This window comes from Sabulibacter ruber, assembly GCF_017355955.1.
Taxonomy (GTDB): Bacteria; Bacteroidota; Bacteroidia; order Cytophagales; family Hymenobacteraceae; genus Nibribacter; species Nibribacter ruber_A.
The window spans coordinates 362,772-380,890 of record NZ_JAFFID010000003.1; the positions used below are offsets into that span (position 1 = coordinate 362,772).

An 18,119-nucleotide genomic window follows, 5' to 3' on the forward strand; every position below is an offset into this window, starting at 1 on the left:
GGCCAACCACCGCCAATTTTAGCAATGTTAGTTTAAACTAGGTTTTTGAGAGATTCTGGATAAGACTGATTTCTTTGCAAGAATAAGGGCTTGCACCAGTACTGCTATCCCTAACAACAAGCCGGTTTCTAAATAAGTGGAGACCGCGTATCCAGACATTATCCTCTGGGATCTATCGTTCAACGCCTTCCCCTCAGACACCTGGATACCTGAAAGTTGCTGTAAGTTCTCTAACGCGCTTGTATACTGCTTTTCGAACAAAGCCTTATCGGCTTCGGTCAGCTTTCCATGCGAGATTGCTTCCAGATAACCTGATTCCTTAGATTCTATGACGTTAAGGTTACCCTTCAGGCTCTCGAACAGGTTTTGTTCTTCCGCCGTCAGTTTCGTTTTCTCATAGTCATGGATGATCTGGTCCATTGCCAGGTTGTACTTATCAACTTCGGTGCGCAATTGGCTCAGTTTTGAGGCAGTGCTATTGTCATCAATCATCATCTTCTTCCGGAACAGATGGTCTGAGAGCTTGTAGATGTAGCTCTCGGCCAGGAGTCGGTCTTCGTAGACAGAAGAGAAAGAGGTTCCCAGCTCAGAAACGCTTCTTTTCTCCAACCAATCATTGATAAATATGAAAACGAAAGCAGTGATCAACGCCAGTGTTATCTTCGCTTTCAGGCTAAAAGTGTAGGCCCATCCCATAACATTCTTCCCTGTTGATTTACAATGGAATATAACATAATTCTCTGAATATATAGACGGTTGAGGGAGATAAATTATTGCCCGCCGCCGCTTGCCTGACCACAAGGAACCGGGCTGCCACCGAACCCATTCATCAGCGCTTGCCCTGATAAATTCTATTTTGAGTCTGATTACTTTGGTTTACCTTTAGGCTGAATAAAATGATTACTTTGGCAGTTGCCTTTTCATAAGCAGCCTTACAAAGTCAACCAAACGTTCTACAAGTAAAATGAGCGCAGAAATTATTTCGTACCTAAACCCGGAGGGAAGATAATGGCATCAGGTCTTCTCGCACTTTTGGATGATGTGGCAGCCCTGGTGAAAGCCAGCGCGGCAAGCCTTGACGACGTTCCTACCCAAGTGGCCAAAACCACCGGGAAAGTATCTGGGGTGGTGATTGATGACACGGCGGTAACCCCCAAATACGTGGTTGGGCTTGATCCCTCCCGCGAAATCTCCATCATTTACCAGATCGCCAAGAAATCCTTGATTAACAAGGTGCTGATTTTAACTCCGGCGGCACTGGTGTTAGGCTTTTTCCTGCCCTGGATCATCACGCCCATCCTGATGATTGGAGGCGCTTACCTTTGCTTTGAAGGCTATGAGAAAGTACACTCAATGTTTAGCAAGCATGCCCATGACGATGAGCAAGCCGACCAGGTAAAGGTGATCACCCCAGAAGAACTGGAAAAGATCAGGATTACGGGGGCGGTACGAACCGATTTTATTCTTTCCTCAGAAATCATTGCCATTACCTACGGCACGGTGTCAGACAAGCCCTTTGTCACGCAACTTGCCGTTATGTTTTCGGTGGCAATTGTAATCACCGCTGCGGTTTACGGGTTTGTTGCCTTGCTGGTAAAAGCCGATGACTTTGGGGTTCACCTGGCTAAGGAGAACCGGCCCCTTCAGGTTAGACGGTTTGGGTACGGACTAGTGAAATTCATGCCACACTTCTTGAAGATTCTGGGCTACATAGGAACAGCCGCCATGCTATGGGTAGGCGCCGAGATCATTGTGCACGGCATTCCTTTCCTGCACCATTACCTTGAGGCACTGGAGCACTCCCTTGCCAGCGTTCCCGTGCTGGCCTGGTTAGCGAAAGCATTGGCCTGTGCTATTGGGGGCCTTATACTGGGCGGTATCATAGAGAAAGTGGTAGCCCTCATTCGCAGTTCCTTTAAATCTTCTGCCAAAACGGCTTAAGGCTAATAAACTTCAGCTTACCAAACTAAGCATTAGCCAAATTCAACCCTGAAGTGCTCACGAAGAAGCAAGGCTATTTTAGGTCTATTTTCAGGAAAACACCCCAGAAATCCCGAAGGGAAGGTTGTCAAAAAAGGCACCTTTCTTTCGGGATTTTCTTTTGGGGTGGAGTTCGCCGACACCTGGGATTAAAGGTATTATGCCCACAGGCGAAGTAACTGCCGCTTCCCATTTGCCGTTTGAGGTAATTGTTTGCTTCGGCTCTGGAGTTGACCTCAGAGCCTTGAGGCGGAGCCACCACGTACCCGAAATCAGCTGTAAATGGGGAAGAAGATAGCGATCACTACTCTGGGCACTTTGGGGGATATCAACCCTATGCTAGGACTTGCCTTAGAGCTTAAACGCCGGGGGCACCACATCAGCTTTTCTACCTCAAAATACTTTCAGCCCTACATAGAGAAGCACGGTCTTACTTTCCATGAAGTGAAACCCAACCTGGACCCAAACAACAGCGAAATCATTCAGACGGTGCTTGACCCCAAGCGGGGACCGGAACGTTTTCACCGGAACATCATCTTCCCACACATTACGGAGAGCTACAGATCTTTTTTGAAAGTAGCAGACAAAGCTGATCTGATTATCAGTGGCATACTCTCCTATTTTGCGCCTCTTTGCGCAAAAAAACTGCAGAAACGGTGGGTATCAGTGATGCTTTCGCCCATGACGTTCTGGTCCATTTATGATCCGCCGGTGATTCCTACCATGGAGTTTATGAAGTACGCCTACCGTTTTGGCCCAGATTTCAACCGTTTTCTGTTTAGGGAGATTTTCAGGGTTTCAAAGGAGTGGACCAAGCCGGTTCAGGAATTGAAATTGCAGGAAGGGATATGGGATGAATCAAACCCCTTAACTGATGGAGCCGCTTCTGAGTACTTGAACCTTGGTCTGTACTCCCCACTTCTGGGAGAAATACAGCCTGATTTTCCGGCCAATTCTCTTTTGACGGGCTTTGTGTTGTTTGACCAGCACCTGAATCACCAGGAACTATCCCCCAGACTCAGGAACTTCCTGCAGAAAGGGAAACCACCCGTTGTGTTTACCCTGGGCTCTAACAGTGTGATGAAGCACCGTTGCCTCTTCAACCTGTTCTATGAGGTGGCCCAGCAACTCAACTCCCGCTCTGTTATCCTGACGGGCGAGGCAAACTATGCCAAGTTCAAAGGCCTGAGTGACGATAAAATCCTTTTTGACAGCTATGCCCCTTACTCCCAGTTGTTTCCTCATGCGTCCTGCATTGTCCACCAGGGCGGCATTGGAACTACCGGGCAAGCCATGCACAGCGGAAAACCCATGATTATCCTACCCGAGTGCAATGACCAGCACGACAACCTGGAAAGAACCAAGAGACTAGGGATTGCCTGCGGCATTCCCATGCAGAGGGTAAGTATCCGCACCCTGAAAAGAGGGCTACAGGAGCTTCTCTCAACTTCTTACTACACCCACAAAGCCATGCAGGTAGCTTCGGCCTTGAATCAGGAAAACGGCCTGAAAACGGCTACTGACGAGATAGAAAAACTGCTCAAAGCCAAAGAGATCAGTTCACTGAAAGCTTCCTGCTGAAACTACCCGCTTTAACCTTTTGCAGCCCTTCCTTTTTTAAGCAAGTGCTGTACATCTTTTAGTAGAAATGCTTTTAGAAGCTAATACCACTTCAAATCCTTGCAAAACACACCTAGCATTTAATTTTAACTATTTAAATACGAGCCACAACTCGCAACAATCTTTACATTAAAGCAACACACATAAACTTAAAGTTGAAAGTTTTTCTATAGTCCTATACCACTTACTCTGAAGCGAGACATAGCACCATTAACAAATACAATCAATACAGCTACTTCAATATATATTTAAAGGAATAATACAACCACGATTTAGATTTACTTTTGTTTCGTCCTCTGATTTTATTTTACTTTGCAATCGTATTTAAACCGTAGCTATACGGCAAATACTTTCTGCTCCTCTCTCCTAAACTATGAAAAAGAAAACCTTGGTAGAATATGGTTTTTCCTATTTACCATGTTAATCATATTACATATTCTTATTTTCTATTTTCATGGTAAGCGCAGGAAAGCTTTGCGTGGCTTTATTTCTGTTTCTCATTTTCTCATGCCAGGACGAAGATCCTACCCCTCCCCAGTACCTTCTTGAAGAAGGGCTAACCTCGTTCAGTTTCCTGAAAGAAGATAACAGCAGCCTGACCGAAGATGTCAACGCGGTAATATCCGGTACCAGGATAAAGCTGAATCTGCCACCGGGTGTTACAAAAGGTTCTTTGGTAGCCTCTTTCTCCACCAAATCCAAAGGCACCAAAGTGTTTATTGGCGAATTGGAGCAGACCAGTAGGACCAATGTCAATGACTTCTCTTCTGACATCATTTACAAAGCCGTCTCAGAAGATGGAAAGCGTTACAGTTACCATGTGGAGATAAATCCGGTTACTGAGGCGATAGACGAAGCCTTAGAAGCCCTCAGACAGCGCTACAAGGTGCCAGGCATGTCGGTGGCCATTACCAGAAACGGAAAGATCGTATTTTCCAAAGGCTACGGGTACGCTGACAAAACAACCGGTGATTTGGTAAATAACCAGAGCATGTTTAGAGTAGCCAGCCTCTCTAAACCGGTTACGCACGCCGCCATCCTCAAACTGGTGCAGGACGGAAAGCTATCCCTTTCAGACAAGGTTTTTGGCGCAGGGGGTATTTTGGGCGGTACGTATCCATCTCCCCCGGCTAAGTCTGCCATTGGGCAGATCACCGTGCGGAACCTCATTGACCATACAGCCGGTTGGGCGAACAACCCCAATGATCCTATGTTCGGCGATTATTCCTTTACCGCCGAAAAGATCATCGAGAACCAAATCCTCCACAGACCCCTGGATTACAAACCAGGAACCACGTTCTTTTACTCTAACATAGGGTACTGCATACTGGGCAGAGTCATTGAGAAAGTGACCGGCAAAAAGTATTCTGATTTTGTAAAGGAAGAAATCCTGATGCCCGCGGGTGTTTCCGGAATGCGGATTGCGGGCAGCACCCACCGGCAGCGGGCAAAAGATGAGGTGGTATATTACCAGAATGAGTTTGATCCTTACTCCTACAACATGGCGCGCATGGATTCACACGGCGGTTGGATTGCTACGGCTGAGGATCTGGCGCATTTTATGGCTGTGATTGACCGGAACCCCGGAGAGCCCGATCTCATTGACAGTGGTTTGCTAAGGACCGGTTATTTTGGATACACCAACTGGACCCACTATGGCTCCATGGCTGGTACTACCTCCGTTATCACCAGGCTGAACGATGAGTACAGCTTTGTGGTACTGGCCAACACCAGAGTCAATGACTCACCGCACCAGCTTGCCGATGACATCAACGTCACGCTCAGTTCCATTATCGTTTCCGGGCAGATTTTGACAATTCAGGAGCTTTCTGCCAACTCTGTGAATTAAGTTCTGCAGTACTTTTACAAACCTGTAAAATCATCGGATGACAAAAAGCTACTAAGATTACCACCTGCTTCAGGACTGCAGCAATCAGGCGTTACTTGTTCATGTCTTTTAACAGAATGTTACTCGTAATGTCTGCTGTGGCATTGCGGTTGTTGGCTACTGAATACCTCAGGTTTACGGTGTTCCCGTTCCAGACGTAGGTTTCGGGCTGCAGATTCTCTTCTGGGTAAGCGCCCCCATACGCCTCTATCAACTGAAGATAGAACGGAAAGGAGTTCTTCTCCCCTTCCAGGTCTATTTTAATCCTTAAGAGTAAATCTTTGTAGAAATGGGCTTCGATAGACTTAATTTTGATATCCTCCATGTAAAACCTGGTCAAGGAATCTGGCTTTACGGAGTACACGGCATAGGGTAAGCTCTCTGAGGTATTGCTTTTGACCAGGTAAGCTTTATAGGCGCTGATATGCCGGTTCAACTTCAGGTTTTTGAACCCGTTGTTACTATCCAGATTTTCTACCTGGTTGTAGCCGGGCCAAATAGTAACCTTTTCAGCAAACGTTTTTTGCTTGCAGGCCGAAAAACACACCAAAAACGAGCACGATACCAGAAAGCGTTTCATGAAAGGTTAAGATAAAACTTATCTGATTCTTCTGTCCAACCACATGGCTGAAGATGAACCAGGTTCCTTTGAAGAACATTCTACAGTTTTGACAGAAAGGTAAGAGCAGCCAGCCTTCAGTGCTCCTGAGGCAGGCTGCTCCCTCTTAAAATGAAGCTAGAATGATATAGTCTGGCCCGGTGAAATCCGCAGTTTTGAAACGTACGGGTCTTCTGAATTCACCGCCCCCTGGACTTTCACCGTGTACTTGTATTTTTTACCCGTACTATAGGGGAAAGAAACAGTTTCGGGCGCATCGGGCAACACTTGAGAACCGAGGCTTCTTCCGTCTTCCCATTTAATCACCAACACCGAGATGGGCTGGATAATGTCTGACGGGTAATTTGCCGGAAGGTCCCAGGTGAGCGTAACATTGTTATCTGTGATGGTATGTTTCAAATTAGTCACAGGAGCAATGGGCTCCCCGGGCTTGGAGGTTAAGATGTCATCGTCTTTGCAGCTGTAACAAAGCAGAAGGCCTAGAATTGAGAGATAGAAAATACAATTTCTCATAACACCAGCATTTAGGAGTTTAAAATCAATAACCCGGATTCTGTTTGTAAACACCTTGACCCCAGTTTATCTGGGCTTGCGGGATGGGCAGATATTCATCTCTACCAGAGTTGAACCGGGCCACGTTCATCCAGGGGCGGCGTTGCCTTTCTTTTTCAAAATGCGCGTTCATGACCTCTTCCGCAATTCCCCAGCGCACAAGATCATAGAACCGGCGTCCTTCCATGGCCATTTCCAGCCTGTTTTCCCAAATGAGCGCTTCCCAGGCGTTCTGCTTTGTCCAGGTGATATTGACACCATCCTGATAAGGTTCTACTTTATAGGTGACAGGATACGTACCATTGGGCAACTTCAATCTGCCTACGCTGTTGGCGGCCCGTTCCCGTATCTGGTTTATGATGGGCAATGCCTCTGGGTGCCGGTCCAGTTGAATGAGGATCTCGGCTTTCCATAACAAGACTTCGGCATACCGTACCTCAATCTGATTCATAGAGTTGAACATCCAGAATTCATCCCAAAGCCCAGGATCATCGGTGGGCACGTTCTCTTTCATGGAGTGCATGTACCCATAGGTTCCCGGATCTCTGGACCCCGCGCTGTCATACATGATTGGCTGATACTTCCACGGAAAACCCGGAATTCCAACGGTGTGATTTAGCCTAGGGTCCCAGGTATTGTTGGCGAAATAGGGAAGATCATAGGAATGTCTGGCGTTGTCAGAATCCACTATTTCTGCCTCATTGTATGTATCAAAAAGCGGCAAGCCGTTGGCATCTACCCTAAAGGCATTCACCATGTCATAGGTGGCTTTATGGAAGTCACAGCAGCTGTAATGGGGGTTCCACCAGGGTGCGGTGAGTCCGTTGCCCTCGTTCAGATTCCCCCGGGGCGTACCGTCACTCCTGGTAAACTGAAGTTCCCAGATAGACTCCGGCGATCTGTTATCAAACTCAGGCAAAAAGTTATTAGCGTAGTCTGCCGCCAGGCTAAATCTTCCGGATTGGATGATTTCATCAATCTGCACCAGGGCCTGCTCCAACTTCTGTCTGTCAATGCCGGTTACCTGATGTCTGTCGTTCTGCGGATAGGCCATCCAGAGCAGGGTTTGCGCTAGGTAAGCTTTTGCCGCATATTGATTAGCCCGGCCAACTTCCTGCTGAATAGGTGGCAGGTTGTCAGCGGCGAACTTAAAGTCATCATGTATTTTCTGCCATAGTGGTAAATCATTGGGCATGTCATCTGGGTGGTTGGAAATACGCACGATGTCATCTGGCGTGGCCGTTTCGTCAATGTAGGGAATCCATTTCCAACGCCTTTTCATTTTAAAGTGAATCCATCCCCTTAGAAAGCGCATCTCGGCAAGCCGACTCTGCTTTTGTGGGTATCTTGCTTCATCAATTCTCTGAATAGCTCTGATGGCACTGTTTGTTCTTGAAATGCCTTGGTACCCCCGGTACCATGATCCATCATTGTTGCCAACTGCTGGCGTTACCAATGAAAACACTTCCATCTGGTACCAGGGCGACTGGTCATTCAATCCACCACCGCCTTTATAGGCATCATCAGAGCGCACACTCTCCAACCAAGGGTTATAGGTTTCAAAGGCGTGGGTTTTGGGCATGAAAGCGTAGGCCGCCGTCACTAAGCCATCTACATGTTCTGGCTCTACTAATTGATCCTCGGTAAGAATGCCTTTGGGGCTCACGTCCAGGATATCCTGGCAACTTGCCAGAGAAACCGCCAATACCCCGGTAATTGCTATGCTTTTGAATATTTTGATCATATTAACAGAGATTAAAATGATACATTCACCCCAACAAAAAACATCTGAGGTCTTACATAAGAACTAGCCCCGGGGCTTTCCGGATCAATGCCTGTATAGGCATCATCTCCCCACCATTTTCTTAGATTGACTATATTCTGGGCGTTTACATAAAGCCGGGCATTCTGCAGGCGTACCGCAGACAAGATCCCTTGCGGAAGGTTATAGCCAAGCTCAATGTGTCTAAGCTTTAGGTAAGAGCCAGATTCCAGAAAGTAAGTGGAAGGCCTTAATTCATCATTGGGGTTGGTCATTGACAAGGCCGGAATGTCAGAATCTGGGTTTGAAGGTGACCAGGCATCCAGGATGCGAACCGGGTGATTGAAGTCTTTCTGTACATGGACATTCCAGAAATCACTGAAGGTTTTCCAGTCATTCCAGACGGTGTTTCCTACAACGCCTTGCCAGAACATAGAGAAGTCAAAGTTTTTGTATTTGGCCTGGAATTCTAAACCATAGGCAAAATCAGGATCGCTGTCTCCCAGCCAGGTTCTGTCATGTTCCCAGGTAATACGGCCATCGTTGTTCAGGTCTTTGTACCTGATCCGTCCAAGGCCTTTACCGGGCTGCTCAGGGGAATTATCAACCTCTTCCTGGCTTCTGAAAAGCCCATCTGCGATGAATCCGTAATGAGAGTTGCGAGGTCTGCCAAGGATGTCATCATCCAATCCATTTCCCCCGAAGGTGTATTTAACAGACTCCGGCAGGTCATTGATCTTGTTTCTATAGAAGCTCAGGTTACCCGTTACAGAGTAGGAGAAACTTCCGGTTGGTTGCCCTGCGTAGGACAGCGCAAATTCAGCTCCCCGGTTTGTCATATTTGCCGTGTTCACCCATCTGTATCCCCCTTCACCAATGGCGGCCAGGTAGGGTGGCTCATACAACATGCCGTAGGTGTACTTATGAAAGAAATCGATAGAACCTGACAGAGCTCCATTAAAGAATCCAAAATCAAGCCCAATGTCTGTCTGCTCGGTGGTTTCCCATTTCAAATTAGGGTTCCCGGTGTGCAGTTTCCGGTATCCAGAAAAGAGGGTTCCGGTTTCATTGCCTCCCAAGCCGTAACTGGTGCCGTGCAAACCTGCATGATAAGCGGCATCATACGTATCTACCAATGCTCCGATAGGAATGTTGGAGTTTCCGTTTCTTCCCCAACTAGCCCTTAATTTCAGTTCAGAAAGGAAACCGTTGTTTCTTAAGAAGTTTTCTTCACTCAATCTCCAACCCGCAGACACAGCAGGGAAGAATCCAAAGCGGTTATTCCTTCCGAATTTAGAAGAACCATCATACCTTAAAGTAGCCGATAACAGATACTTCTCATTGTAAACATAGTTGAACTTTGAGAAGTAAGATAACAAGGTCCATTCATCTCCCCCACCTTGTACTTCCTGGGTTCCAGTGGCAGCATTTAAGTACGCATAATCATAATCTTCTAATTCAATATCCCGACGGTATCCGTTCAGGTCCTCAAACTGGTAGCGCACGGTTTCTATACCACCCAAAATGTCCAGCTTATGCTTTCCTAGTTCCAGGCCATAGGTCAGGGTATTGGTCCAGGTGGTGGTAATATTGTGGAAGCGGTTACTTACCACGCCGTTGTTCTCATCTTTTTTACCGCCCCCTTCTTCCCAGGTAAAATCAATATGCCGGTAGTTACCAGTGGTGTAATCGACGCCGTATAAGGTTTTTAGATTCAGGTTCTTGAAAAGCCTCAGGTTTGCATAGGCATTCCCCAGTACCTTGTAAAAGTTCTGATCATTGTCCTTGCCAAGGGTCAGCATTCTGATGGGATTGTTGTAATCATCCATACCCATGGCCATGGCGCTTCCTCCCCATCCCCCATCGGTTGTATAAACCGGCACAATAGGCGGCATGGTAAGCATGGAGAAAGCATGGTTTTGATCCACGAAATTGACATTAGACAAGGAAAGGTTTTCCCCAATGGTGAGCCTGTTGTTCAAAAAGCTATAATCGGAATTCAACCGCACCGCATACCTTCTGAAATAAGTATGAATCTGAGTACCCTTGTTCTCATAGTAATTCAGGGAAAGCAGGGTTCTGGATTTTTCCGTTCCGTTGGTGAGAGTGATCTGATGGTTGTTCTGAATACCTAAACGGGTGCCTTCCTTAAACCAATCAGTGTCAGCGGATCTCATGGTTTTAGCCGCATTAAGCCACTCAACGGGCGTTACCCTGTCTAAAACTGGGATGCCGTTTTCATCTCGGTGCCAATCAAAATCAAATATCTGGGTTCGGGCGTTAGGATCCTGCCCATCGTTCACCGCTGCCTGCCAGTAAGCCTGCCCATACTGCTGGGTGTTGAGCATATCTTCCTGGTTCATGAAGCTGGAGACCCCAAATTGCCCGCTGTAGGTGATTTTGGTTTCGCCCGTTTTCCCCTTTTTGGTTTCAATAAGGATTACCCCGCTTGCCGCCCTGGAACCATAGATACTGGCAGAGGCCGCATCCCTTAACACCTGAATGGAGGCAATGTCATTGGGGTTGATGTCCCGGAGGTTGATATTGGTGGGTAAACCATCTACTACAATCAAAGGCGGGGCAGATCTAAAGGAGGTTAATCCCCTGATCTGAATGCCTGCATTGCCAACCGGGTTTCCGTCTGTGGTGATTTGCACTCCAGGTATTCTTCCCTGTAATCCCTGCAGCACATTCGCATAGCTGTTCTTTTCAATGACATCAGAGGTAACCACTGAAACAGCTCCGGTTAAATCGGCTTTTCTTTGCGTCATGTACCCCGTCACGATTACCTCATCCAGGGCTTTCGTGTCCGGTTCCAGGGTTACATTTAGAACCGTCTGGTTTCCAATCTTTACCTCCTTGGTGGTGTAGCCAATAAAAGAAACCAGGAGGGTTCCGTTTTGCTGCCCCTCGGGAATAGATAAACTGTAATAACCTGTTGCATCAGTGGAAGTAGCAATGGTGGTACCTTTTAAAGAAATTGTCACCCCAGGCATACCATCCCCTTTCTCGTCAACTATTCTTCCTGAAATAGAGATATCAGCTGTGCTAGTAGCTACAATGGATAGAGAAGGCGTTGAAACAGCGGTATGGTTCATTGCTTTCACTTCCATAATCCCAGGGCCAAGAATCACAATGGTAAGTTTTATTAGTTGAGGCAACTTCAAACTTCTCCAACTACATAAAGCACTGTAATTTTTTCTCATAAATAGACCAATTTTAGCTGCATAAAATAGATTTTTATACTCCCTTAAAGCCATAGCAAAGCTGATATCTCACCTTAAATCATATCAGATTAACTCCTCCTTTCTTCAACATTAATAAACTAACTAGCATCTTGTAAGCCATTATATTTAACTCAGGAGAACAATAATATTAAGTACTATGTAAGTGCATTCTACAAATACAAAGACCTTAATTACATTTATGATCAATCAACAACTTTCATTAATATATTTAACTAGCTTTAAAGCTCCTGCTGCTTTTTCTCCAGGAAAAGCTTATGCAGCACTACATCTGTTTTAGCGTTATTATCGGGATTGTTCTTAACCTTAAGTGTAATGGTATTGGTACCTTTTCTTATGTTCACTGTGCCTAGGAGTTCTTTCACCACCAATACATTCTCTCCTGATTTAGCTTGAATTAGCTCTTTGATTGGGTTTTGGCGCTGATTCACTTCAAATGAGCCGCAGGAGGAACATTTGAAGTAGGACATGTATAATAGGTACTCTCCCTCAGAAGGAACTTCTAACTCCAGCTTGGCAAACCCGCCGTTTGCGGCAGTAATTCTGTATACATTATATCGGTTTTTATCCTTCTTATTTTCCAGGTTTTCATAAACCAGACTGGAGTTAAAGCCTAGCGCTTTTACCGGCAACAGATCTGTCCAGTATTCCATTTTAACTGGATGGTTTACTTCCAGAAGATCAGCAGAAGGAGCTGGATTTTGTTTGGGAGCAGTATCACTATAGTAAAAGGCGACGGAAGTATAATCTACTGGCAGTTTGTTTCCTTCAGGCCCATGTTCAATTGTTAGGAGAAAGCTTTTCTCAAAGGAAACCTTGTCAGAGACATTGAATCTGTAGCCGCCGGTCTGTGACAGGGAAATGGAATACGTAAGGGCCCCATGCAAGGGAAGGCTGTAGCCCTGGTCCCACCTATCTGCCAAGGCATACCAACCTCCGTTAAAGTAGTCCTCAGAACCAGTACCGTGGATGCGCAGTTCGCCATCTACCACAACAGAATCATCTCCTTCAAAAAACAAGGTCATGCCCGTGTTCAGGCCTTGCGCCTGGAGGATAGTACCAACCTGATGCCCTTTTCCTTCTGCCTCCAGCATCAGGTAAGGCTTGCCATTCTCTGGCCTGATTTCTCTTCGCCACTTTACGTAAAGCTTACCTTCATCTGGCCTTAACTTCTCCTCCAGGTAGTACACCTTTGCCTTGAAATGTAGCTCATTTTCTGGCTGTCTGGCTGTTTTCAAATATTCAAGATCAATGCTGGCCCTCTTTTCAAAGGGCATTGGGAGATAGCAGTAATGGGTGTTGTTATTGACACCCATCAGTAAAGATTTCATGGCGGGTTTGCCATAAGAATACCCGAAAAAGTCTGTTACCGGGCTATTGATTGAATGGACTTGTTCTCCGTCCCAGGTGGCTTTGAGGACAATATTTTTAGATGTGCTTTCCAGGGAACCCTGGGGAGTAAGCTCAAAGCCAATGATTCTGCCCCCTTTTTTTAACTCGAACAAGTTGGCAGTACTTCCCGGCTTCAAGACGATGCTCTTCTCTTTAACCTGTATTTTGGACGATTTATCCGTAATCTGATCTATGATGTTGTTCCCGTAGTTGCCCCATAGGCCCGCCACCTTGTCTAATGCCTGCTTTTCATCCGCAGAAAGCCTTTTTGGAAACGAGGTGACGTTTTCTTCAGGGGGGTATTCCCGGTATTGGATCTGGTAGAACTGCATCCGGGGGCCCTTGAAGACCACCTTGCATGATTTCTGGTAGGGTATGGGAATATAGCAGTAATACCCTCCAACCTCATTGCCTACCACTGGTTTTATGAAGGGGTAAACCCCACCGGTAAACAGGTCAATAAACTTTACACTGATTCTGGGTTGCGACTCTCCATCGAAGTAAAACTGAATAATATCTTCTGTTGGCGTGGGTGTCCAGATCCGGTGAATCACTCCCGGACCTTTAAGATCTGCTATCACCAGGCCGTCTTGCTCTTTCCTTATAAAGGAATACTTCCCCGAAAAGCCATCGTCGTTATTTCCTGTTCTGTCGTAGCTGGAAACTTGTTTTACCACCGTATTCTCCCTGAATCTGGGCAGCAGATCTATCTTTGACAGCATCTGCAACTCCTTCAACAGATTCCCCCAAGAGGCTACACTACTTCCACAAAGGAGCAGGCAAACCAAACCAATTCTAGAGAACACCTTCTTGATCATAGGACTAAGGTATATAAAATTTCAGTTAATCGATTAACCTTATCAAACACTTAAAAACAGGAATAACTTCATTAGCAATTCTTTATTCTGATTGACTTTGTAGCCTGATAAATTCGTGGTTCGCAGGAAAAGTAAAAGCTTGTAAATCCCTCGAATGAGAATATGCTATAAGCATTGAACCTCTAACTTGATTTCAGGCTATTTTGAAGAAATAGGGTTAAAATCAACGAGCATCATCCGCTTTACACAAGGAGGAATTCAACTAAATAAAAGGCAATAGATTGATTCCCTATATTTTACTTAATGGGAGTGGAGGTATAATTGAAGAAAACAAAACTTAAGCACTGACCTAGATCTATGTCATGACATTGGAACCTTAGATTTTCAGAACCAATACTGCAAAAGTCACGAGTCCTTTCCATTACTTCGTTCAGCATATTAGAGGTACTGTACGAAAGAAATGAAGGTTAGAATATCTTACTTACTTTTATCTGGAACACTGCTTAAGCAGCACAACTTATATCTCAAAGTAAATCAGTTGTGGATGCCAGAATACTTTATTATCAATATTGAAATTGATTAGATAATAATAGCTAATATAATTCATTTAAGCAAATCGAATCAATCTATTTTTTAGAGACTTGCAAAACTTATGAATTTCAACAATGGCTAAATTAATAGGGAGGTAAACCAAAACTCATTATCTGAATATTAAAATTACACTATATAATATCTACCCTGATTTACCAACGAAGAATTGTCTAAGCACAAGGAAAGCCTTAAAATTAGAAGGTAGTAAATTATGTCTACAATGCTTTCAGGCGTTTATAGCTTATTTTCCAAAAACTATCACTAAAGAATATCATTATCCCCAACACAAGCCCAAACTAAATTAACTGGACCCTGCGCCTGGTTATATTCAGGCACATGGTCCAGTTACCGGCTGACTAATAACTGATAGAATAAGTTGATACAGGAGATTCTAGTTTGTTGATGCTTTAAAGACACCCTAGTCTTCTGCTACTACCAGAGAATGTACTAGTAAAGATTTAGATTTTGGTAAGGAACAAATCCAATCTGCTATCAGGTAGAAACAGGGGTTTCAACCTCAACAGAATGGGAAAACTCCACATACCGGCATAGCTCATTGTATTTCTGGTACCTGGCAGCAAATAGTTCGGTTTTCTGTGGATCAGGATAGTATTCTTTGTCAAATCCCTGGCCAATGGCCTGCATGGCATCTTGTACCGATGGATACAGACCAGCTACCGTGGCCGCGAACATGGCGGCTCCCAAGGCACAGGTTTGTTCAGACTTATGGATCTTGATAGGCATGCCTGTGACATCGGCCATCATCTGCATAATGAAAGGCGACTTTTTAGCCACTCCCCCTACCCCAATCAGTCCCTTGACCGGTACGCCTTCCTCCACAAACCTGTCTATGATCTTTTTGGCACCAAAGCAGGTAGCTTCCACCAGGGCTCTAAAAACGCGCGGCGCATCGCTTCCTAGACTCAGGTTTTGAATAGCTCCCTTCAACGTTTGATTGGCATCTGGCGTCCGCCGGCCGTTAAACCAATCAATGGCTAACTCGCTGTTTATGTCAAATGGTACCTGGGCGGCTTGCTGGTTTAACACTGAAAGCATTCTCTCAGAGGCTTCCTTCACCAATTTGGTTGCGGTATCTGCATCAATCAGTTCAGATTGCTTCAGCAAGTTCTGCAAAGGCCACGCGAGTAGTTTAGCAAACCAGGCATATATATCTCCAAAAGCAGACTGACCAGCCTCCATCCCTATCAACCCTGGTATGATGGAACCGTTCACCTGTCCGCAAATCCCTTTTACAGTCATGTTGCCTATGGTCTGGGTTGGCGCTACCAACATGTCACAGGTAGAAGTACCCATGACTTTTGACAGATAGAATGGCTCAATTTCTCCGCCCACGGCTCCCATGTGCGCATCCATTGCTCCTATTCCCACCAACACGTCTGTGGAAAGGCCTAAACGCTCGGCCCATTTCTGGCAAAGTTGACCGGCTGGCTTGTCAGAGGTATATACCGGACCTTGCATTCTGGCTGCAAACCCGGCCAAAAGCGGATCTAAGGAAGCAAAGAAGTCCTCCGGCGGAAAGCCCCCAAACTCTTCGGCCCACAAGGCTTTGTGCCCTGCGGAACAGATATTCCGTTTTATTTCTGAAGCGTTTTTTCCACCTGTGAGCAAAAACGGCATCCAGTCGCAGTGTTCCACCCAGGTGTAGCTAGCATCTCTTACGGCAGGGTCTTCGCGCAACACATGAAGCAACTTTGCCCAAAACCACTCCGAAGAGTAAATCCCGCCCACATACTGCAGGTAGTTGGTTTCAAAATGTTGGGCGTGCGCGTTTATTTCGGCGGCTTCTTGTACCGAGGTATGGTCTTTCCAGAGCACAAACATGGCATTGGGGTTCTCCTGAAAGGCCGGGTGAAGCGCCAAGGGAATGCCAGCTGCATCAACCGCTACCGGCGTAGAACCGGTGGTATCAATGGAAATCGCTCTTATATTTTGCTGTACCGAAGCACCAGCCAACCGGAGACAATCCGTAATGGTGTTTTCCAGCCCTTCTACGTAATCCAGGGGGTGCTGCCTGAATTGGTTAGTTGTTGCATTGCAGTACAGGCCCTCTTTCCACCTGGGGTAAGAGAATGTGGAGGAGGCTACCTCCACTCCTGAAATGGCGTCTACAATGATGGCCCGGACAGAATCGGTCCCGTAATCAACCCCAATGACATAATGTTTTTCGTCCATTTTCATCATTTTAGTGGTGAACCAAGGTCAATTCCTTTACCTCTACCTTTTTCCCGATTCCCCAGATGGCATACCAGGCGATGAAGACAAAGCAGAACAGCGGAATAATGAAGGCAAAAGACATACTGGAGTTATCGGCAATCAGTCCCATGATGGGTGGGCAAAAAGCCCCGCCAGCCACTGCCATTACCAGGAAAGAAGCACCTTTTTTGGTTAAGGAACCCAGGTCTGCAATTCCTAGCGCGAAGATGGTAGGGAACATCACAGACATGAAAAAGTAGGTGGTGAAAAGTGAGATAACCGAAAACCAACCCCAATCCATAATCACCACAAAGACCAGAAGCGAATTCATGACCGCGTAGATAGCCAATAACCGCTGAGGAGACACAAACTTCATGAGGTAAGAACCACTCAAACGGCCAATCCAGAAGGCACCCATCCCGCCAATGGCCAGAATCAAAGAGGCTGCCTGCTCATGGTTTCGGGGCATAAAAATCTCGCCAAACAGTCCCAGGTTCTCCATCATCCCTCCAATGGGGGTTTTCAGGTCAGGTATGGCATCGGTTACATAATTGATGAAGAAAGAGTTGGTACCCGTTTGGGCGGCCACATAAAGAAACTGGGCAATTACGGCCACCACAAAGGCCGGGTGTTTCAATAAATTGCGCATAGGTGGGTTCTCCTCATGCTCAGAAGCGCTTTCTTCTTTGATCTCGGGCAATTTGATGATCATGAAGATCAAAGCAACCACCACCACAATGCATCCTACCCACATGTAAGGCTGTACCAGCGAGTCAAACTTTTCGGCTCCTTCTTTCACATCCGCGCCAAAAATGAGCAATCCACCCATCAAAGGGCCAAGAATCCAACCCAGTCCATTGAACGATTGGGAAATGTTGATGCGTCTGGCGGCGCCTTCCTGAGGGCCCAGCACCGTGGAATATGGGTTCGCGGCGGTTTCCAGACACGCCAGCCCACAGGCAAGCACAAACAAGGCTAACAGGAAAGGGATAAAAGCCTCAAACTTTGCCGCCGGATAAAAAAGGAAGGCCCCCACCGCAAACAACACAAGCCCCAAAATAATACCCCGTTGGTAGCCATACTTTTTCATGAACAAGCCCGCGGGCAGCGCCATCACCAGGTACCCGATGTACAATGAAAACTGCACAAACCCAGACTGCGCCTTGGTAACGTGCAAAGTATCCTGAAAATGTTTATCAAGCACATCCAGTAACCCGTGCGCAAACCCCCATAGCAAAAAAAGACTGCAGATGAAGATGAAGGGAATCAAGAAACTTCTACCATTTGGTGCTTTAAAGAGAGACGTGCGATTGCTGGTTGCCATGGTAATTGAAATATGAAATTGAGATTATTACATTTTCATTGGTGGAAGCGAACTGAATACCGGAGCGAGGAAGCTCCCTTGAAGGTGAGCGGAATAAACTCTGTCTGTTTTAAG

At 46.1% G+C, this 18,119-nt stretch carries 11 protein-coding genes; 3 read left to right on the forward strand and 8 right to left on the reverse strand.

The window, feature by feature from the left end:
• Positions 1-27: 27 nt before the first annotated feature.
• A complete protein-coding gene (locus JT719_RS17205) occupies positions 28-696 on the reverse strand; it encodes an MCP four helix bundle domain-containing protein (RefSeq protein ID WP_207434775.1) in 669 nt (222 codons plus the stop codon).
• 312 nt (positions 697-1,008) lie between these two features.
• Here JT719_RS17205 and JT719_RS17210 point away from each other — a divergent pair, with 312 nt between their 5' ends.
• From JT719_RS17210 to JT719_RS17220, 3 genes are all read left to right on the forward strand, one after another.
• A complete protein-coding gene (locus JT719_RS17210; protein WP_207434778.1) occupies positions 1,009-1,941 on the forward strand; it encodes a DUF808 domain-containing protein in 933 nt (310 codons plus the stop codon).
• A gap of 321 nt (positions 1,942-2,262) precedes the next feature.
• Positions 2,263-3,561 carry a glycosyltransferase gene (locus tag JT719_RS17215; RefSeq protein ID WP_207434780.1) on the forward strand — a complete coding sequence of 433 codons (1,299 nt, stop codon included), beginning with the start codon at positions 2,263-2,265 and terminating at the stop codon, positions 3,559-3,561.
• Positions 3,562-4,078: 517 nt separating this feature from the next.
• Positions 4,079-5,449 carry a serine hydrolase gene (locus JT719_RS17220; RefSeq protein WP_207434781.1) on the forward strand — a complete coding sequence of 457 codons (1,371 nt, stop codon included), beginning with the start codon at positions 4,079-4,081 and terminating at the stop codon, positions 5,447-5,449.
• Positions 5,450-5,540: 91 nt separating this feature from the next.
• Here the strand turns inward: JT719_RS17220 and JT719_RS17225 are convergent, their stop codons facing one another.
• From JT719_RS17225 to fucP, 7 genes are all read right to left on the reverse strand, one after another.
• Positions 5,541-6,068, reverse strand: coding sequence for a hypothetical protein (locus JT719_RS17225; protein WP_207434785.1), 528 nt, complete (start codon positions 6,066-6,068; stop codon positions 5,541-5,543).
• A 156-nt stretch (positions 6,069-6,224) separates the two neighbouring features.
• Positions 6,225-6,620: a fibronectin type III domain-containing protein gene (locus JT719_RS17230; RefSeq protein ID WP_207434787.1), complete on the reverse strand. Its 396-nt coding sequence runs from the start codon at positions 6,618-6,620 to the stop codon at positions 6,225-6,227.
• A 25-nt stretch (positions 6,621-6,645) separates the two neighbouring features.
• Positions 6,646-8,403 (reverse strand): RagB/SusD family nutrient uptake outer membrane protein, encoded by a 1,758-nt coding sequence (locus JT719_RS17235; RefSeq protein WP_207434788.1) that lies wholly within the window; start codon positions 8,401-8,403, stop codon positions 6,646-6,648.
• 11 nt (positions 8,404-8,414) lie between these two features.
• The gene (locus JT719_RS17240; RefSeq protein WP_207434789.1) at positions 8,415-11,519 is read right to left on the reverse strand and encodes a SusC/RagA family TonB-linked outer membrane protein; all 3,105 of its coding nucleotides are present in this window, start codon (positions 11,517-11,519) and stop codon (positions 8,415-8,417) included.
• A 368-nt stretch (positions 11,520-11,887) separates the two neighbouring features.
• Positions 11,888-13,876 carry a glycoside hydrolase family 172 protein gene (locus JT719_RS17245; protein ID WP_207434790.1) on the reverse strand — a complete coding sequence of 663 codons (1,989 nt, stop codon included), beginning with the start codon at positions 13,874-13,876 and terminating at the stop codon, positions 11,888-11,890.
• Positions 13,877-14,959: 1,083 nt separating this feature from the next.
• Positions 14,960-16,660 (reverse strand): ribulokinase, encoded by a 1,701-nt coding sequence (locus tag JT719_RS17250; RefSeq protein WP_341350775.1) that lies wholly within the window; start codon positions 16,658-16,660, stop codon positions 14,960-14,962.
• 10 nt (positions 16,661-16,670) lie between these two features.
• Positions 16,671-18,005, reverse strand: coding sequence for an L-fucose:H+ symporter permease (fucP, locus tag JT719_RS17255; protein ID WP_207434791.1), 1,335 nt, complete (start codon positions 18,003-18,005; stop codon positions 16,671-16,673).
• Positions 18,006-18,119 lie beyond the last annotated feature (114 nt).